General features: G+C 73.0%; 17 protein-coding genes and 1 riboswitch. Of the genes, 9 read left to right on the forward strand and 8 right to left on the reverse strand.

Going from position 1 to position 15,516, the window contains the following annotated elements; genetic code table 11:
* Nucleotides 1-4: 4 nt before the first annotated feature.
* The gene (gene cobW, locus ACFFGY_RS13950) at nucleotides 5-1,081 is read right to left on the reverse strand and encodes a cobalamin biosynthesis protein CobW (RefSeq protein WP_377045108.1); all 1,077 of its coding nucleotides are present in this window, start codon (nucleotides 1,079-1,081) and stop codon (nucleotides 5-7) included.
* Nucleotides 1,078-1,833 carry a DUF1636 family protein gene (locus ACFFGY_RS13955; RefSeq protein WP_377045109.1) on the reverse strand — a complete coding sequence of 252 codons (756 nt, stop codon included), beginning with the start codon at nucleotides 1,831-1,833 and terminating at the stop codon, nucleotides 1,078-1,080. Before ACFFGY_RS13955 ends, cobW begins: the two co-directional genes overlap by 4 nt.
* A 135-nt stretch (nucleotides 1,834-1,968) precedes the next feature.
* Nucleotides 1,969-2,218, reverse strand: a riboswitch (cobalamin riboswitch).
* Between the two features lie 89 nt (nucleotides 2,219-2,307).
* Here ACFFGY_RS13955 and cobU point away from each other — a divergent pair.
* From cobU to ACFFGY_RS13970, 3 genes are all read left to right on the forward strand, one after another.
* Nucleotides 2,308-2,808 (forward strand): bifunctional adenosylcobinamide kinase/adenosylcobinamide-phosphate guanylyltransferase, encoded by a 501-nt coding sequence (cobU, locus tag ACFFGY_RS13960; RefSeq protein ID WP_377045110.1) that lies wholly within the window; start codon nucleotides 2,308-2,310, stop codon nucleotides 2,806-2,808.
* Between the two features lie 17 nt (nucleotides 2,809-2,825).
* Nucleotides 2,826-3,485, forward strand: coding sequence for a cob(I)yrinic acid a,c-diamide adenosyltransferase (gene cobO, locus ACFFGY_RS13965; protein ID WP_377045111.1), 660 nt, complete (start codon nucleotides 2,826-2,828; stop codon nucleotides 3,483-3,485).
* 149 nt (nucleotides 3,486-3,634) lie between these two features.
* The gene (locus ACFFGY_RS13970; protein ID WP_377045237.1) at nucleotides 3,635-5,074 is read left to right on the forward strand and encodes a cobyric acid synthase; all 1,440 of its coding nucleotides are present in this window, start codon (nucleotides 3,635-3,637) and stop codon (nucleotides 5,072-5,074) included.
* 210 nt (nucleotides 5,075-5,284) lie between these two features.
* Here ACFFGY_RS13970 and cbiB read toward each other — a convergent pair whose 3' ends face one another.
* Complete coding sequence (gene cbiB, locus ACFFGY_RS13975) at nucleotides 5,285-6,265, reverse strand: adenosylcobinamide-phosphate synthase CbiB (RefSeq protein ID WP_377045112.1); 981 nt, start codon at nucleotides 6,263-6,265, stop codon at nucleotides 5,285-5,287.
* A 98-nt stretch (nucleotides 6,266-6,363) separates the two neighbouring features.
* Here cbiB and cobD point away from each other — a divergent pair, with 98 nt between their 5' ends.
* Nucleotides 6,364-7,398 (forward strand): threonine-phosphate decarboxylase CobD, encoded by a 1,035-nt coding sequence (gene cobD, locus ACFFGY_RS13980; RefSeq protein ID WP_377045113.1) that lies wholly within the window; start codon nucleotides 6,364-6,366, stop codon nucleotides 7,396-7,398.
* Between the two features lie 3 nt (nucleotides 7,399-7,401).
* On the opposite strand, the gene ACFFGY_RS13985 is transcribed toward cobD, so the two are convergent.
* From ACFFGY_RS13985 to ACFFGY_RS14005, 5 genes are all read right to left on the reverse strand, one after another.
* The gene (locus ACFFGY_RS13985; RefSeq protein WP_377045114.1) at nucleotides 7,402-7,632 is read right to left on the reverse strand and encodes a hypothetical protein; all 231 of its coding nucleotides are present in this window, start codon (nucleotides 7,630-7,632) and stop codon (nucleotides 7,402-7,404) included.
* Nucleotides 7,633-7,678: 46 nt separating this feature from the next.
* The gene (locus ACFFGY_RS13990) at nucleotides 7,679-8,848 is read right to left on the reverse strand and encodes a M20 aminoacylase family protein (protein ID WP_377045115.1); all 1,170 of its coding nucleotides are present in this window, start codon (nucleotides 8,846-8,848) and stop codon (nucleotides 7,679-7,681) included.
* 177 nt (nucleotides 8,849-9,025) lie between these two features.
* Nucleotides 9,026-10,033: an ABC transporter substrate-binding protein gene (locus ACFFGY_RS13995; protein WP_377045116.1), complete on the reverse strand. Its 1,008-nt coding sequence runs from the start codon at nucleotides 10,031-10,033 to the stop codon at nucleotides 9,026-9,028.
* A gap of 171 nt (nucleotides 10,034-10,204) precedes the next feature.
* Nucleotides 10,205-11,080: an SDR family oxidoreductase gene (locus tag ACFFGY_RS14000; RefSeq protein WP_377045238.1), complete on the reverse strand. Its 876-nt coding sequence runs from the start codon at nucleotides 11,078-11,080 to the stop codon at nucleotides 10,205-10,207.
* A 5-nt stretch (nucleotides 11,081-11,085) separates the two neighbouring features.
* The gene (locus ACFFGY_RS14005) at nucleotides 11,086-11,781 is read right to left on the reverse strand and encodes an extensin-like domain-containing protein (RefSeq protein WP_377045117.1); all 696 of its coding nucleotides are present in this window, start codon (nucleotides 11,779-11,781) and stop codon (nucleotides 11,086-11,088) included.
* 242 nt (nucleotides 11,782-12,023) lie between these two features.
* Between ACFFGY_RS14005 and rplM the strand changes: the two genes are divergently transcribed.
* The 5 genes from rplM (at nucleotide 12,024) to ACFFGY_RS14030 (ending at nucleotide 15,459) form a co-directional block, all read left to right on the forward strand.
* Nucleotides 12,024-12,494, forward strand: coding sequence for a 50S ribosomal protein L13 (gene rplM, locus ACFFGY_RS14010; RefSeq protein WP_377045118.1), 471 nt, complete (start codon nucleotides 12,024-12,026; stop codon nucleotides 12,492-12,494).
* Between the two features lie 2 nt (nucleotides 12,495-12,496).
* Nucleotides 12,497-13,000 carry a 30S ribosomal protein S9 gene (gene rpsI / locus ACFFGY_RS14015; RefSeq protein ID WP_377045119.1) on the forward strand — a complete coding sequence of 168 codons (504 nt, stop codon included), beginning with the start codon at nucleotides 12,497-12,499 and terminating at the stop codon, nucleotides 12,998-13,000.
* A gap of 172 nt (nucleotides 13,001-13,172) precedes the next feature.
* Nucleotides 13,173-14,132, forward strand: a complete 960-nt coding sequence (gene argC / locus ACFFGY_RS14020) for an N-acetyl-gamma-glutamyl-phosphate reductase (RefSeq protein WP_377045239.1) — start codon at nucleotides 13,173-13,175, stop codon at nucleotides 14,130-14,132.
* 89 nt (nucleotides 14,133-14,221) lie between these two features.
* Nucleotides 14,222-14,758, forward strand: a complete 537-nt coding sequence (locus ACFFGY_RS14025; RefSeq protein WP_377045120.1) for a hypothetical protein — start codon at nucleotides 14,222-14,224, stop codon at nucleotides 14,756-14,758.
* A 56-nt stretch (nucleotides 14,759-14,814) separates the two neighbouring features.
* Nucleotides 14,815-15,459, forward strand: coding sequence for a hypothetical protein (locus tag ACFFGY_RS14030; protein ID WP_377045121.1), 645 nt, complete (start codon nucleotides 14,815-14,817; stop codon nucleotides 15,457-15,459).
* Nucleotides 15,460-15,516 lie beyond the last annotated feature (57 nt).

Consider the following 15,516-nt stretch of genomic DNA (forward strand, 5'->3'; position numbering starts at 1 on the left):
CGTGCTATCCCGCCGCGACCGCGGCGGCGGCGTCCGCCGTAAACGGCGCCGCGATGGCGTCCGCGATCGCGGCCTCGTCCATGCCGGTCTGCGCGATCACCACCACGCGCCCCGCGCGTGCCTCGCCCGGCGTCCAGGCGCGGTCGAAGCCGTGGCGGAAGCGGGCGCCGACGCCCTGCACCTCCAGCCGCATCGGCTTCCCCTCCACCGCCACGTAGCCCTTCATCCGCAGCACGTCGTGCGCTTCGGCGACGGCGCGCAGCCGCGCCACGACAGCCTCGGGGGAGGGCGCCTCGGGCATCACCGCCACGAAGGAGCGGAAGTCATCGTGCTCGTGCGCCCCGTCCTCGGCATCGTGGTGCGAGGGCCGCGCCGCCAGGTCGTCCTCCGCCGCCGCTTCAAGCCCCAGCAGCACCGCGGCGTCGAGGCGCCCGTTCTCGGCCGCCACCACCTTCACCGCGCGCGGGATGGCCGCCGTGATCTCCTCCCGCACGCGCCCGGCCTCGGCGGTGTCCAGCAGGTCGGACTTGTTGAGCACCACGAGGTCGGCCGACATCAGCTGGTCCTCGTAGACCTCGGCCAAGGGGTTGTCGTGGTCGAGCGATTCGTCCGCCGCGCGCTGCGCCGCCACGGCCTCCGGATCATCGGCGAAGCGGCCCGCCGCCACGGCCGGCCCGTCCACCACCGTCACCACCCCGTCCACCGTGACGCGCGACCGGATGCCCGGCCAGTTGAAGGCCTTGATCAGCGGCTTGGGCAGCGCGAGACCCGAGGTCTCGATCAGGATGTGCTCGGGCGGGTTGGGGCGGTCGAGCAGCGCCTGCATGGTGGGCAGGAACTCGTCCGCCACGGTGCAGCACAGACAGCCATTGGCCAGTTCGACGATGTTCTCCTCCTCGCAGCCTTCGATCCCGCAGGAGCGCAGCGTCTCGCCATCGATGCCCAGCGAGCCGAACTCGTTCACGATGATGGCGATGCGCCGGCCGTTCGCCTGCGTCATCAGGTGCCGCACCAGCGTGGTCTTTCCGGCCCCCAGGAAGCCGGTGACGATGGTGGCCGGGATCTTTCGCACGTCGCTCATGAGGCGTTCTCGCTCGTCTGGGGAACTGGTGTTGCCTGGGGAATCGGTGTCCGGGTCGCCGTTGCCGGGGAAGTCGATGCCTCGAGGATCGGTGCCTGAAGGCCCGGTGCCGGGGAGATCGGCACTTGGGAGACCGACGCCTGGGGGACTGACGCCTGGGGGACCGACGGCTGAGGAACCGGTGCCTGGATGACCGACGCCCGCGTGGCGGGAGCAGGGTCGCCCGCCGGGGTGAAGGGCGGCACGCGGCCGAGGACCGCGTGGCGCAGCGAGGCCGGGCGCTTCGACGGCATCACCGTGCCCGTCGCCGTGGCGGCGTAGGCGCGCCCGTAGCTCACGAGGTCCGCCCCCATCGCCGGATCGAGCCCCGCCAGCAGGTACTGCCACTTGCCGGGCGCCGTGAGGGCGGCCGAGCAGCCGCGCTCGCAATTGGCCATGCAGGTCGAGGCGCGCAGCACCACCGGCGCCTCCGGCGCGGCGGCCAGCGCCGCGGCCACGGCGTCGAACAGCTTCTGCCCTTCCGGCACCTCGCCCTCGCCCAGCGCGAGGCCGGCGCGGCAGGTGGTGCAGACGTGCAGGGTGGTGACCGGCGCGGCCGGGGCGACGGCGGTTTCCGGTGCGGATGGGGCAGGGCGGCCGGAGCCCTGGTCACCCGGGGCCGGCGCGGTCGCGCCAGCGGCCAAGGCGCGCTCATGCGATGTCACGGCGTCGGCCGGCATGTCGGGCGGCGGCAGAAAGGCGGCTTCTGGCAAAACGTGATGATCCCGACGCGCAGCAACCCGGGATGCGTGGGACCGCCCTGAACACCGCCCGCTGGCGGCACGCAGGGTCGGCGCCGGGCACGGCGGCCAGGCACCTCTGCCCGCCGGGGCACCCCGCCCGGTGGCACGATCGAGACGCGGATGGCAGGTCTCCTGGCTCGCGGATACAGGCGCGTCCCGGTCGCCTTCCCGGCCGCCCGGAGGGGGCCAGTGGCTCTGGATCAGGACGCTCTCCGCCTACAGTTGCGGGGGCAGCCGCGGTTTTGGGACCTGAGGTGTCCGGCCGGCGATGCGCACCGGCCAGACACGGAACGGGCCCCGGACCGCGTTCCCTTTTCATCCCCCTCGCGGGGGAACCATCACGGCCTGAGGTCGTAGGCGGCGCCCGGGGTGCGAGTCAAACGATCTTCGCGCCGCCCCGGCCCGCCCTTGGCGCCGCGCCGCAAACCGCGCAGTTTCGCGCGCATGAGCCTTACCCTGGTTCTCGGCGGCGCCCGTTCCGGCAAGAGCCGGCACGCCGAGTCACTCTTCACCGCGCTTCCCCAGCCCTGGCTCTACCTCGCCACGGCGCAGGCCTTCGACGACGAGATGCGCGAGCGCATCGCCACCCATCGCGAACGCCGCGGGGCGGAATGGCAGACGGTGGAAGCGCCGCTGGACCTGCCGGCCGCCCTGCTGCGCGCCCGGACGCAGCCGGCGCTGGTGGACTGCCTGACGCTCTGGCTCAGCAACCTCCTGCTCGGTGAGCGCGACCTCGACGCCGCCGCGAACGCGCTGGAAACGGCGCTGATGCAGCGCACCGCCGCCACGGTCTTGGTGTCCAACGAGGTCGGCCTGGGCATCGTGCCCGACAACGCGCTCGCCCGGCGCTTCCGCGACGCCGCCGGCACGCTGCACCAACGCCTGGCCGCGCGGGCGGACCGCGTGGTCTTCACCGTGGCGGGCCTGCCGATGGTGGTGAAATGACGGCCGGCGAATCGTCCATGCGCGACGATGCCCCTGCCGCACCCGCGAACACGGCCGCGCCCGCAGCCAGCGACACCGACGACGAGGCCGCCCGCCACCGGCGCAAGATGGCCGCGCGCAAGGCGGTGCAGGATGCGGAGGTCGCCTCGAAGACGGTCGAGAAGGGGCTGCTGCTGGTCAACACCGGCGCGGGCAAGGGCAAGTCCACCGCCGCCCTCGGCCTGCTGCTGCGCATGGTGGGGCACGGGCGGCCCTGCGGCGTGGTGCAATTCATCAAGGGCGCCTGGAGCACCGGTGAGCGCACCGTGCTGGAAGGCTTCGGCCCGCTGGTGGAATGGCACTCGATGGGGGAAGGCTTCACCTGGGAAACCCAGGACCGCGCCCGCGACGTCGCCGCCGCCACGGCCGCCTGGGAACGGGCGCTCGCGATGATGGCGCGCCCCGACCTTGCGCTGCTGGTGCTGGACGAACTCTGCATCGCGCTGCGCTACAGCTACCTCGACACCGGCGCCGTGGTGGCGGCACTGCAAGGCCGCCGGCCCGACCTCCATGTCGTGGTCACCGGCCGCAACGCGCCCCAGGCGCTGCTCGACGCCGCCGACCTCGTGACCGAGATGCAGCCGGTGAAGCACCACTTCGCCGCCGGCGTCCGGGCGCAGCAGGGCATCGAGTTCTAGCCCATGCACGGCCAAGGATGGCAGCGGGCTTGTCGCCCGATGCACAGCGGCGGAAGCCCGGGCCACCCGGCAGCCGTTGCGCCGTGCCAAGCCAGGGCAGGGGGCGGCCTGCCGCCTCGCCGGAAGGGCTGTCCGTGACCCGCGCGATCATGTTCCAGGGCACCGGCTCCTCGGTCGGCAAGTCGCTGATCGTGGCGGGTCTGGCCCGCGCCTTTGCCCGGCGCGGGTTGCGCGTGCGTCCCTTCAAGCCGCAGAACATGAGCAACAACGCCGCCGTCACCGCCGATGGCGGCGAGATCGGCCGGGCCCAGGCGCTGCAGGCCCGCGCGGCCGGCGTGGCGCCCACGGTCCACATGAACCCCGTGCTGCTGAAGCCTCAGAGCGAGACGGGCTCCCAGATCGTGGTGCAGGGCCGTGTCCACGGCACCGCCAGGGCCCGCGACTACCAGCTGATCAAGCCGACGCTGATGCCCCACGTGCTCGACAGCTTCGGTCGGCTGCGCGAGGAGGCCGACCTCGTGCTGGTGGAAGGCGCCGGCAGCGCTTCCGAGATCAACCTGCGCCGCAACGACATCGCCAACATGGGCTTCGCCCGCGTGACCGCGACACCCGTGGTGGTGATCGGCGACATCGACCGCGGCGGCGTGATCGCCAGCCTCGTCGGCACCCACACAGTGCTCGACGACGGCGACCGCGCCACGGTCCGCGGCTTCATCGTCAACCGAATGCGCGGCGACCCGACCTTGTTCGCCGAGGGCATGACCGAGATCGCCCGCCGCACCGGCTGGGCACCGCTGGGCCTCGTGCCCTTCCTCGACGCCGCCCGCCGCCTGCCGGCCGAGGACGCGCAGGACCTGGCCGCCCCACGCAACCCCGACGCGGCGCTGCGTATCGCGGTGCCGGTGCTGCCCTGCATCAGCAACTTCGACGACCTCGACCCGCTGGCCGCGGAGCCGGGCGTGGAGCTCCTTCTCCTGCGCCCCGGCACGCCGGTTCCCGCCGGCTGCGACGCGGTGATCCTGCCCGGCTCCAAGGCCACGATCGCGGACCTCGCGGCGCTGCGGGAGGCGGGATGGGACATCGACATCGCCGCCCATCGCCGGCGCGGCGGCGCAGTGCTGGGGCTTTGCGGTGGCTACCAGATGCTCGGCCGGACGCTCTCCGACCCGGAGGGGATCGAAGGCCCCGCCGGCACCGTCGCCGGCCTCGGGCTGCTGGCGGTGGACACGGTGCTGACCGGCACCAAGCGGCTGAGCCCGGCCACGGGCCACAGCCTCGCCGACGGCGCGCCCTTCACCGGCTACGAGATGCACATGGGCCAAACCGGCGGTCCCGACGCGGCACGCCCGCTGCTGCGCCTGGCGGACGGCCGCGACGACGGCGCGGTGTCAACGGATGGGCTGGTGCGGGGTACCTACGTCCATGGGCTGTTCGGGGATGACCGGCAGCGCGCCGGTTTCCTGGCCTCGCTGAACCACGCCGCAGCACCGCGCCACCACGAGGGCGAGGTCGAGGCGGCGCTGGACGCGCTGGCCGCGCACCTGGAACGGCATATCGACCTGGACCGTCTGCTGTCCATCGCCGCCTGACACGCGACGCCCGGCGCGTCAGGGCAGGGTCAGGCCGGCGCGGCGATGCTCGGACGGCAGCCCGGCCGCACCCGCCGCCACGGCGGAAGGCTGCGCTCGCGGGAGTCGGCTGGAACAGCGGAAACGCCGTTCAGCCCGCCAGCGCCAGCACGGGCCGCGCGATGGAGAGCTGCACCGCGCAGGCCGGCCGGAACAGCGGCCCCCACCCGTTCAGCCCGCCAATGCCAGCCCCAGCACCAGCGCCGCCACGGCGCAAAGCTGCACCGCGCAGGCCAGCCGGAACAGGTGCAGCGCCCGCCAAAGGTCCGCCACCCCCGCCTCCGCGCACCCGTCGCCCATCCAGCCGTCCTCCACCCGCACGCTGCCGTAGACGCGCGGCCCGGCGAGGCGCAGCCCCAGCGCCCCGGCAATCGCCGCTTCCGGCCAGCCCGCGTTGGGGGAGCGATGCCGGCCGGCGTCGCGCCGCACCGCCCGCCAGGCACCGCGCGCATCCGCCCCGCGCGTCAGCGCCGCCGCCGCGATGATCCACCCCGCCGCGAGGCGCGAGGCCGGAAGGTTCACCACGTCGTCGAAGCGCGCCGCGGCCCAGCCGTATTGCTCGTAGCGAGGTGTCCGGTGACCCACCATGCTGTCGGCGGTGTTGGCGGCCTTGTAGCCCGCGATGCCCGGCAGGCCCGCCACGCCGCACCAGAAGGCCGGCGCCACCACGCCGTCGGAGAAGTTCTCGGCCAGGCTCTCGATCGCCGCCCGCACCACCCCGGCCTCGTCCAGCACCGCGGTGTCACGCCCGACGATCATCCCCACCGCCCGCCGTCCGCCCGCGAGGCCGTCGCGCTCGAGCCCTAGCGCCACCGCCCGCACGTGCGACCAAAGCGAGCGCTGCGCCGGCAGCGTCGCCGCCAGCAGCGCCAGCACCGGCACCGCCGCCCAGGCATCGCCGAGCCGGAACAACGCGAACTGCATGAGGCCGCAGGGCAGCACCACGGCGACCAGCAGCACCGCCTGCGCCACCACGCCGAGGGCGTGCCGACGGTGCGGCGGGTCCCCCGGCCGGTTCATCTTCCGCTCCAGCCATGCGATGAGCGCACCCATCCAGACCACCGGGTGCCGCACGGCGCGGAACAGCGCGTCGGGGTAGCCGAAGGCGGCCTCCAGGATCAGAACCAGCAGCAGAACAAGAAGGTTGAGCACGTGAAGCCGCTTCGGGTCGGAATGGTGTCGGGGCGGACCCTCGCGTGAGGCGCGGGCAGGGGGCTAGCACGGCGAAGCGCCCGGCGGCAGAGCGCCCGGTGCCCGCTGGAGCACGGGGCGAGGCACCGGCGCCGCCCACCGGCGCCACCTTGCGGGAGCACGGCGGCAGCCTCGCCGCGGCCCGCGCCCGCTTTCCCGAAGCGCCGGAGCCCTGGATCGACCTGTCCACCGGCATCAACCCCTGGCCCTATCCCGTGCCGCCGCTCCCGCCCGAAAGCTGGGCGCGCCTGCCCGAACCCACCGCCCAGGCCCGGCTGGAGGCCGCCGCAGCCCGCGCCTTTGGCCTGCGCGACCCGGCGGCCGTGGTGGCGGCGCCCGGGACGCAGCTGCTGATCGGCCTGCTGCCCCGCCTGATCCCCGCCGCCGCGGTCGGGGTGCTGACGCCCACCTACAACGAGCACGCCGCCAGCTGGGCCGCGGCCGGGGCGCGGGTGGTTCCCTGCGCCGAGCCCGCGGCGCTGGCCCGTCATCCCGTGGGCGTGCTGTGTAACCCCAACAATCCCGACGGGCGCCGCCACGATCCGGCGGCGCTGCTCGGCCTGGCGGCGAGGATGCCGCTGCTGGTGGTGGACGAGGCCTTCGCGGACATGGAGGACGCGCCGGGCCTCAGCCTCGCGCCCTCGCTGCCGCGGGAAGGGCTGGTGGTGCTGCGCTCCTTCGGCAAAGCCTACGGGCTGGCCGGTCTGCGCCTCGGCTTCGCGCTGGCCCCGCCCAGGCTTGCGGCGCGGCTGCGCGAGGCGCTGGGGCCGTGGTGCGTGTCGGGCCCCGCGCTGGCGATCGGCACCGCCGCGCTGGGAGATGAGGACTGGCGCAGGGATGCCGCCCGTCGCTGCGCGGCGGCGGCAACAAGGCTGGACCGGCTGCTGGAAACCTCGGGTCTGGAGATCGTTGGCGGCACCTCGCTGTTCCGGCTGGCCCGCCATCCCGAGGCCGTCGCGATCCACGACCGGCTAGGTCGCGCCGGGATCCATATCAGGCGTTTCGCCGCCATGCCGGACCGCTTGCGCTTCGGTCTGCCGCCGGACGAGCCCGCCTGGAGCCGGCTCGCCGCCGCGCTGACTGCGCCGGGCTGAGGCTCAGTAGCGCGGCGCGTAGGGCGGCACCGGCGGGGGCGGTTCGTAGTACGGCGCCTGCGCCTGGGCATTGGCGGCATCCACCGCGGCCCCCATCAGCGCGCCGGCCGCCGCCCCCGCCGCCGCGGCCGAGCCGGGCGTGCCGTAATAATAGGGGTCCGGGGCCACGACCTGCACGCAGCCCCCCAGGAGGACGGCCACGGGCATCAGCACGGCGAAGGGGATCAGGCGCATCGCCGCAGCTTGGCGGCCGCCGCCCCCCGCCGCAAGCGCCGCGTCCTCAGCGCGGCAGCAGCTGCTCCGCCAGCGTCGCAAAGAAGGACGCGCCCATCGGCAGGATCGCGTCGTTGAAGCGGTACTGCGGGTGGTGCAGCCCGGCATCGCCCGCCCCGGTGCCGGCACCCAGGAACAGGTAGGCGCCATCCTTGGCATCCAGCATGAAGGAGAAGTCCTCGCCCCCCATGGTGGGCGCCGACAGCTCGCGCACCTTCGCCGCGCCGACCACAGTGGCGGCGGCGCGCTCGGCCAGGCGGGTGCTCTCGCTCTCGTTCACGGTGGCCGGGTAGGTGCGCTCGAACACCACCTCGGCCTTCGCGCCGAAGGCGGCGGCGATGCCGGTGGCGATCTCCACCACCTTGCGCTCGATCAGGTCGCCGACCTCGCGCTTAAACCAGCGCGCGGTGCCCCGCATCCGCACCGTTTCGGGAATGACGTTGAAGGTGTGTCCGCCCTCGACATGGGCAATCGTGACCACGCCGGCCTCGGCGGGCTCGACGTTGCGCGACACCACGCTCTGCAGCGCGGAGATGATCTGCGCCGCGATCACCACCGGGTCGTTGCCCTGGTGCGGCATGGCGCCGTGCGCGCCGGTGCCGTGCACCGTGATGTCGATATTGGCCACCGCCGCCATCAGCGGGCCGACGCGCCAGCCGAACTGCCCCGCCGGCAGCGCCGGCCAGTTGTGGATGCCGAAGATGCGATCCATCGGAAAGCGCTCGAACAGGCCTTCGCGCACCATGGCGCCGCCGCCGCCGAACTGCTCCTCGGCCGGCTGAAAGATCACGTAGACCGTACCGGCGAAGTTGCGCGTTTCCGCCAGGTACTTGGCCGCGCCCAGCAGCATGGTGGTGTGCCCGTCATGGCCGCAGGCGTGCATCACGCCGGGCGTGGCGGAACGGAAGGGAAGGTCGGTATCCTCCACCACCGGCAGCGCGTCCATGTCGGCGCGCAGGCCGATCGCCCCGCCCTCGCGGCTCCCGCGGATCACGCCCACCACGCCGGTCTGCGCCAGGCCGGTCACCACCTCGTCGCAGCCGAAGGCCCGCAGCCGTTCCGCCACCAGGCCGCCGGTGCGGTGCTCCTGGTAGGAGAGCTCCGGATGGCGGTGGAAGTCGTGCCGCCAGGCGGTCATCTCGTCGTGGAATTCGGCGATGCGATTGTGCACGGGCATGGCGGTCTCCGGAACGTGGCGAAGGGGGTTAGCGGCACCACCGGGCCCAAGGCAAGCCAAGGGGGCGTCCGGTCGGGGGCGGCGTGCCGCGCTGTGCCTGCCGGCACGCCTTGGCCGGCGCCCGGCCCCGTAATGTCGGCGCCGGCACGGGGTCGATCCGCCCGGGACAGCGCTGCCTCAGGCCAGCATCTTCACGGCATCGCGGGCCAGCGACATGTCGGCCACCTTCTCGATCGGCAGCACCTGCCGCTGCGTTTTGAACTGGATGTTCAGCCTTTGCACGAGGTTGATCTGCTCGTCGGTCAGGATGAGGTCCTTGGCATAGGGCTGGGTCTTCTGGATCCAGCTCCACTGGCTGATCGCGTGCTGCGTGTCGGCCTCGCCCGTGACCGTCTGCCGCGCCTTGATGAAGGCATCCCGGGACTCCGGGCTGCAAACGTAGCGGTACGCCTTGGCATAGGCGGCCAGCAGCCGCACCAGATCGTCCCGATGCTCGCGGATCGCGGCGTCCGAGGCGTAGGTGGCCTGGTTGGTGTAGTCCGGGATCGCTTCCCACAGCAGCCCGCCCTCCACCGTGTGGATGCCGTACTTCTCCTGCTGGTCGAAGACGTCCACGTCGGACAGGCCGGCATCCACGGTGCCCGCCACCACGGCCTTGAGGATGTCCGCGTTGCTGCCGACGTTGCGGAACATCACCTTGTCGGCCGAGACGTTCTCCTTGGTCATGAGATAGACCATCATCTGGTGCAGCACGGTGCCCGGCGCGCCGATGCCCACCACCTTGCCCTCTAGGTCACTCAACTTCCGCACGCCGGGCTTGGCGGAATACAGCGCCAGCGACGGCAGGCTGAGCGAGCCCGCCAGGATCTTCATCGCCCCGCCGCGCTCGATCGCCGGGGTGACCTGGTTGAAGCCCGACCACATGCAGATCTCGCTGGCCCCGCTCAGCAGCGCCGCCACGCACTTGGCCCCGTCGGACACGAGCAGGACGTTCGGCTCGATCCTGGCCTCGGTGAAGTAGCCCTGCTGCCGCGCGAGCTCGTGCAGGGCGAGGCCGGACACGCCCTGGGTCATCACGATGTTGACCTTCCGCGCGGGCGTCGCCTGCGCCCGAAGGCGGCGGGGTGCCGCCAACGAGGCGACGCCCGCCCCGGCAACAAGAAGCAGATCCCTGCGGCGGCTCATTCCCGGCGGCATGCTGAAACCTCCCGCACATTCCCGACCCGACGCAGGAGATGCGCAGCCTATGTCCTGCCCCACCGTGGAAGGCCGAAACAACCGGCTTCGACACGATGTTATAGCGCGGAACGACTTTCTTATGGGCGGCCTACCGCCAGGGCCGCCGGCCGCCCGGCTTCACGCCGCAAAGGTCTGCCGCAGCCCTTGCACGAGCGGCCGCGGCTCCACCCCGAGCACGGCGCGCATCGGCGCCACGTCGAACGCCTTGTCCTCCGTCAGCCGCCGCAGCTCCGCCGCCCGCACCACCGGCACGCGCGGCAACAGCCGCGTCAACGGCGCCGCCAGGATCAGCGGCCAGAGCGGCAGCGGCACCACCGGCGGCACGCGGACGCCGGCCGCGCGGCACACCGCGCCGAGGAAATCGCGATAGGGCAGGGGTTCGGGCCCCGCCACCACCAGGGCGCGCGGCTGCTCCCAGTCCAGGCCCAGCGCGGCGATCACCGCCCGCACCACGTCGTCCTGGTGGATCGGCTGCACCAGGGAGCGGCCGCCGCCCGGCAGCGGCGCAACCGGCAACCGGCGCATCAGCGCGGCCAGGCGCTGCACGTTGTCCTCGCCCTGGGCGCCGTAGATCATGGTGGGGTGCAGCATCACGCCGTGGCGGCCGCTGCGCATCAGCGCGGCCTCGCCGGCCCGAACGCCGTCGCCATGCCGGTCCGCCCAGCGCGAGAAGCGCCGCGTGCTGCCCAGCAGCACCAGCCGCACCTCCTCGGCCGTGGCGGCGATGATGGCCTCGGCGAAGCGGGCATGGGCGCAGGAAGCCACGGCCCCGACCCCGTCCAGCGCCCGCCGCAGCGCTTCCCCGTCGCGCAGGTCGGCCAGGCGCGGTGCCTCGGCCCCGTGGATCGCGGCATCCCGCCAGCGGGCGACGTCGCGCACCACCGGCACCACCTGCGCGCCGGCTTGCAGCAGCGCCCGGCACAGCACCTGCCCCGACCGTCCCGAGGCGCCGATCACCGCCACCGGTCCGGGCAGCGGGGCAGGGGAGGGCAGTCCGCTCACCGGCAGGCCCGCCAGGGTCCGCGGTCGAGGTGGAAGTGGTCGCGATGCACGTTGTTGTAGTCCGGCCCCAGCACGGCGTTGAAGAAGCGGCAGGCGCCCCGGTGCGCGTCCCGCAGGAAGGCGCCGCGCGGGCCCGGATCGTTCCAGTCGCGCGCGACGCTCACCTCCCGCCCGTCTTCCAGCACGAAGCCCGCCACATCAAGGGCGTTGGCGCGGCCGTGCTGGCTGAGCCGCGTGCCGAGGCCGCTGTCGGTCCGCACCGGGCGGCAGCTGAAGGTGCCCAGCTGCCGCACCCGCACCACCCGCTGCCCGAGATGCGCCAGCGCCGCGGGCTGCACCGCGAAGCGGGCGAACAGCTCCCACGACGCCGCCATGGCGCAGGTCGCGACCGGGCCTGCGGGCGCCAGCGCCGGCTCGGTCGCGGGCATCCGCACCACGTCCTCCAGCGGGCACTGGCCGCCGGCGCTGTCGGGCAACCGCGTCAGCGGCAGCCCGGAGGCTTCGAAGGCCGCGAAGCAGCTCGACCCCTGCCAGTCCATGCGGGCGAGCTTGGGGCCGGTCATGAAATTCGGCTCGGCCCTGAGGTCCAGCGGCGCGAAGGGATCCCAGCGCGGCGGCAGCTGCAGCAGCCCGCCCCAGGCGGCGGCGAGAACCAGCACGGGCGGGAGAAGCAGGAGGAGCAGCTTGCGCACAGGGCACAGATGGGGGCGCCGGCATGCCGGGGCAGCGTGGCGCCACAGGATGTAACACGATCGGGCGGGGCGCACCGGCCCGCGCGGGCAGCGGCTGTTGCTGGATGCGGTATCCCGTTACCACTTGGCAAAAACCAAGGTTTTCCGCCGCTTTGCACGCCATTCTGCGCGCAATTCGCTTGACACCCGGGGCCGGGACGGCGATACGGCCCCCGTCATTTACCAGTAGTCACCGGACCAACATGCTCTCGACGCAGACCCGCTCGATCAAGCCGGCGGAGGTCAAGAAGGACTGGGTGCTCATCGACGCGGAGGGCCTCGTGCTCGGCCGCCTCGCCAGCATCGTAGCCAATCGCCTCCGTGGGAAGCACAAGCCCACCTTCACCCCGCACGTCGACTGCGGCGATCACGTCGTGATCGTGAACGCCGACAAGGTGCGCGTCACCGGCGCCAAGGCCGAGCAGTCGGTCTTCTACTGGCACACCGGCTACGCCGGCGGCGTCAAGGGCCGCACCTTCCGTGAGCGCATCGAGGGCCGCTTCCCCGAGCGCGTGATCGAGAAGGCCGTGGAGCGCATGATCACCCGTGGTCCGCTGGGCCGCGCGCAGATGCGCAACCTCCACGTCTACGCTGGCGGCGAGCATCCCCATGCCGGCCAGACCCCCTCGACGCTCGACGTCGCGGCGATGAACCGCAAGAACAAGGCGGCCTGATCGTGAGCGAGAACCAGACCACCAACTCCCTCGCCGACCTCAAGACCCTCGTCGCCGGCACCCCGGCCGGTGAGGGCCTCGAGGGCACCGCGATCACGCGTGAGCCGAAGCGCGACGCCCAGGGCCGCTCCTACGCCACGGGCCGCCGCAAGAACGCGATCGCCCGCGTCTGGATCAAGCCCGGCAAGGGCGAGATCGTGATCAACGGCAAGCCGCAGGCGACCTACTTCGCCCGCCCCGTGCTGCGCATGCTGCTGGCCCAGCCCTTCCTGGTGGCCGACCGGTACCAGCAGTTCGACGTGATCTGCACCGTGGTCGGCGGCGGTCTGTCCGGCCAGGCCGGCGCGGTCCGTCACGGTCTTTCGCGCGCGCTGACCTACTACGAGCCGGGCCTGCGCCCGATCCTGAAGAAGGCCGGCTTCCTGACCCGCGACCCGCGCGTGGTCGAGCGCAAGAAGTACGGCAAGGCCAAGGCCCGCCGAAGCTTCCAGTTCAGCAAGCGCTGAGCCGGGGCGGGCGCCGGCTGGCGCCCGGACCCCGACAGGTTCGCGACACACGGAGGGCGGTCCCGCGAGGGGCCGCCCTTCTTGCTTTTTCTGCTGCCGCTTTCCCACGGCCGGTCCCGGTCCATATTCCCCCGTGACCGCGCCTTCCTGCGACGAGGAGCTTCACCGCATGATGTTCAAGGGTCTCCAGCCCGCCGTCTTCGTGGACGGCGAATCCGGCACCACCGGCCTGCAGATCGTGGAGCGCCTGAACAACCTGCCCGAGGTCACGCTGCGCTCCCTGCCGGCCGAGCGCCGCAAGGACCCGGAGGCCAAGCGCGCCCTCCTGCGCGAGGTGGACGCGGTGGTGCTCTGCCTGCCCGACGCCGCGGCCAAAGAAACCGCGGCCATGGTGGCCGAACTCGGCGAGGCTGGGCCGAAGCTGCTCGACGCTTCCACCGCCCACCGCACCGATCCCAACTGGACCTACGGCTTCCCCGAGCTTTCGCCCGAGCAGGCGGCGGCGGTGGCGGCCTCGCGCCGCGTGTCCAACCCCGGCTGCTACCCCACCGGCGCCATCGCGCTGCTGCGGCCGCTGGTGGATGCCGGGCTGCTGCCGGCGGACCATCCCGTCACCGTCAATGCCGTGTCCGGCTATTCGGGCGGCGGCAAGGCGATGATCGCCGAGCACGAGGGCACGGGCGCCCCGAACTTCGAGCTCTACGGCCTGGGGCTGGAGCACAAGCACGTGGCCGAGATGCAGAAGTATGGCGGCCTGACTCGCCGGCCGATCTTCGTGCCCAGCGTCGGGCACTACCGGCAGGGCATGCTGGTCTCGATCCCGCTGCACCTCGACATGCTGCCAGGCAGCCCGACCCCGGCCGACCTGAGCGCGGCGCTGGAAGCACGCTACCGCAACGCCGCCTGGGTCCGGGTCGTGCCCGCCACCGCCGACAACAAGCTGGAGCCCGAGGCGCTGAACGACACCAACGCGCTGGAACTGCGGGTCTTCGGCAACGAGGCCCGGCACCACGCGGTGCTGGTGGCGCGGCTCGACAACCTCGGCAAGGGCGCGTCCGGCGCGGCGGTGCAGAACCTCGGGCTCATGCTGGGCCTCGACCTCAGCACCGGGCTGGATCGTCTGGCGGCCTGACCCCGGTGCAACCGTTGCCGCGACGGTGAAGAAACCGCCGCGGCAACGGGACGTCATTGCCTCAGACAATTCCGCGCCGAGTAAAGCCGATGTTCCGACGTCCTGCCCTCGTCCTGCCGCTGCTCCTTGGCCTCGCAGCCTGCGCGACGCCCGACAACGCGCCCTCGCTGCCCGCCATCGCGGCCACGCAGCAGGAACCGGTCCTGGCCGCCGTGTACGGCGCGCAGCCGGTGTTCCGCGACACCAGCCGGGTGGCCGGCAAGCCCTATGACGCCGCCATCGCCGCCATCCGCCTGGAATGGCTGGCGGCGGAGATGCCGCACGACCTCGCCTTCAAGAACAGCAAGCGGCTGACCATCCCGGCCACGCTGGCGGCGCGCGATAACCTCCGCATGGCGCTGGGCATCCCGGCTTCCACCCCGTCCCCGGTGGTGCTGTCCAGGCTGTCGGATGCCGCGGCGGCGCTGCGCGACGGCAACACCGCCCGCGCCCGGCAGGTGCTCAGCCCGCCCAGCTTCTCGGCCGACACGCTGGATCGCCTCACGGCCCTGCCGCAGCTGCCGCAAGCCAACCTGGCGCTGCTGCTGGCGCAGAAGGACCTGGATTTCGGCGGCGACCTGCTGTGATCCGAAAGGCCGCGCCGCATTCCGGCGCGGCGGTTTCTGCGCTACAGCCTCCGCCCATGCGCCGTCGCTCCTTCCTCCACCTGCTGCCCGCCGCCACCCTCGCGTCGGGGGTTCTGGCACTCTCCGCCTGTGCGGAGCTGAGGACGCCGCGTCGCCTCGTGCCGCCGCCGCCCGGCCTGCTCAACGACAGCGATCCGGGCCACCAGGCCGTCTCCGAGCTCGACCGCAGCTTCCGCAACGGCGGCGCCGCGCTGCGCGGCGACCAGGCCGCCACCGCCCGCGCGGCCGCGATCCTGGAATGGCTGAGCGTCGACCTCGCGGCGAATCCGCGCTGGAACCCGATTCCCACCGGCGTGAAGGAGCGCGTCTATGCCGGCCGCGACGAAATGCGCGCGAGCCTGGGCGTGCTGGCCAATTCCCCGGGCGAGGAAGTCGCGACGGAACTGGCCCGCGCGGCGCGCGAACTCTCGACCGGCCATGCCGGCCGAGCCTCCGACGCCCTGCCGGCGCGCCATTTCCGCGACGGCGGCGACCGCACGCTGGAGCGGCTGAAGGATGCGGGCCCGCTGCCGAACTGCGAGATCGCACTCGGCGCCCTGGCGCGCGAGGTCACGCGCCTCGACGAGACGAGCGGCTGGATCGTCCAGCCCGCGACCGATCCCGGCGTGACCGGCACCCGGGCCTTGCAGCCCGGCTACTGACGTCTCACCGGCGGAGGGGAACCGCCGGGGCTTCCGACGCGCGAGTCCCGTCGCCGG

Origin of the sequence: Roseomonas elaeocarpi, assembly GCF_042433915.1 — a bacterium.
In the GTDB taxonomy this organism is placed as follows: domain Bacteria; phylum Pseudomonadota; class Alphaproteobacteria; order Acetobacterales; family Acetobacteraceae; genus Roseomonas; species Roseomonas elaeocarpi.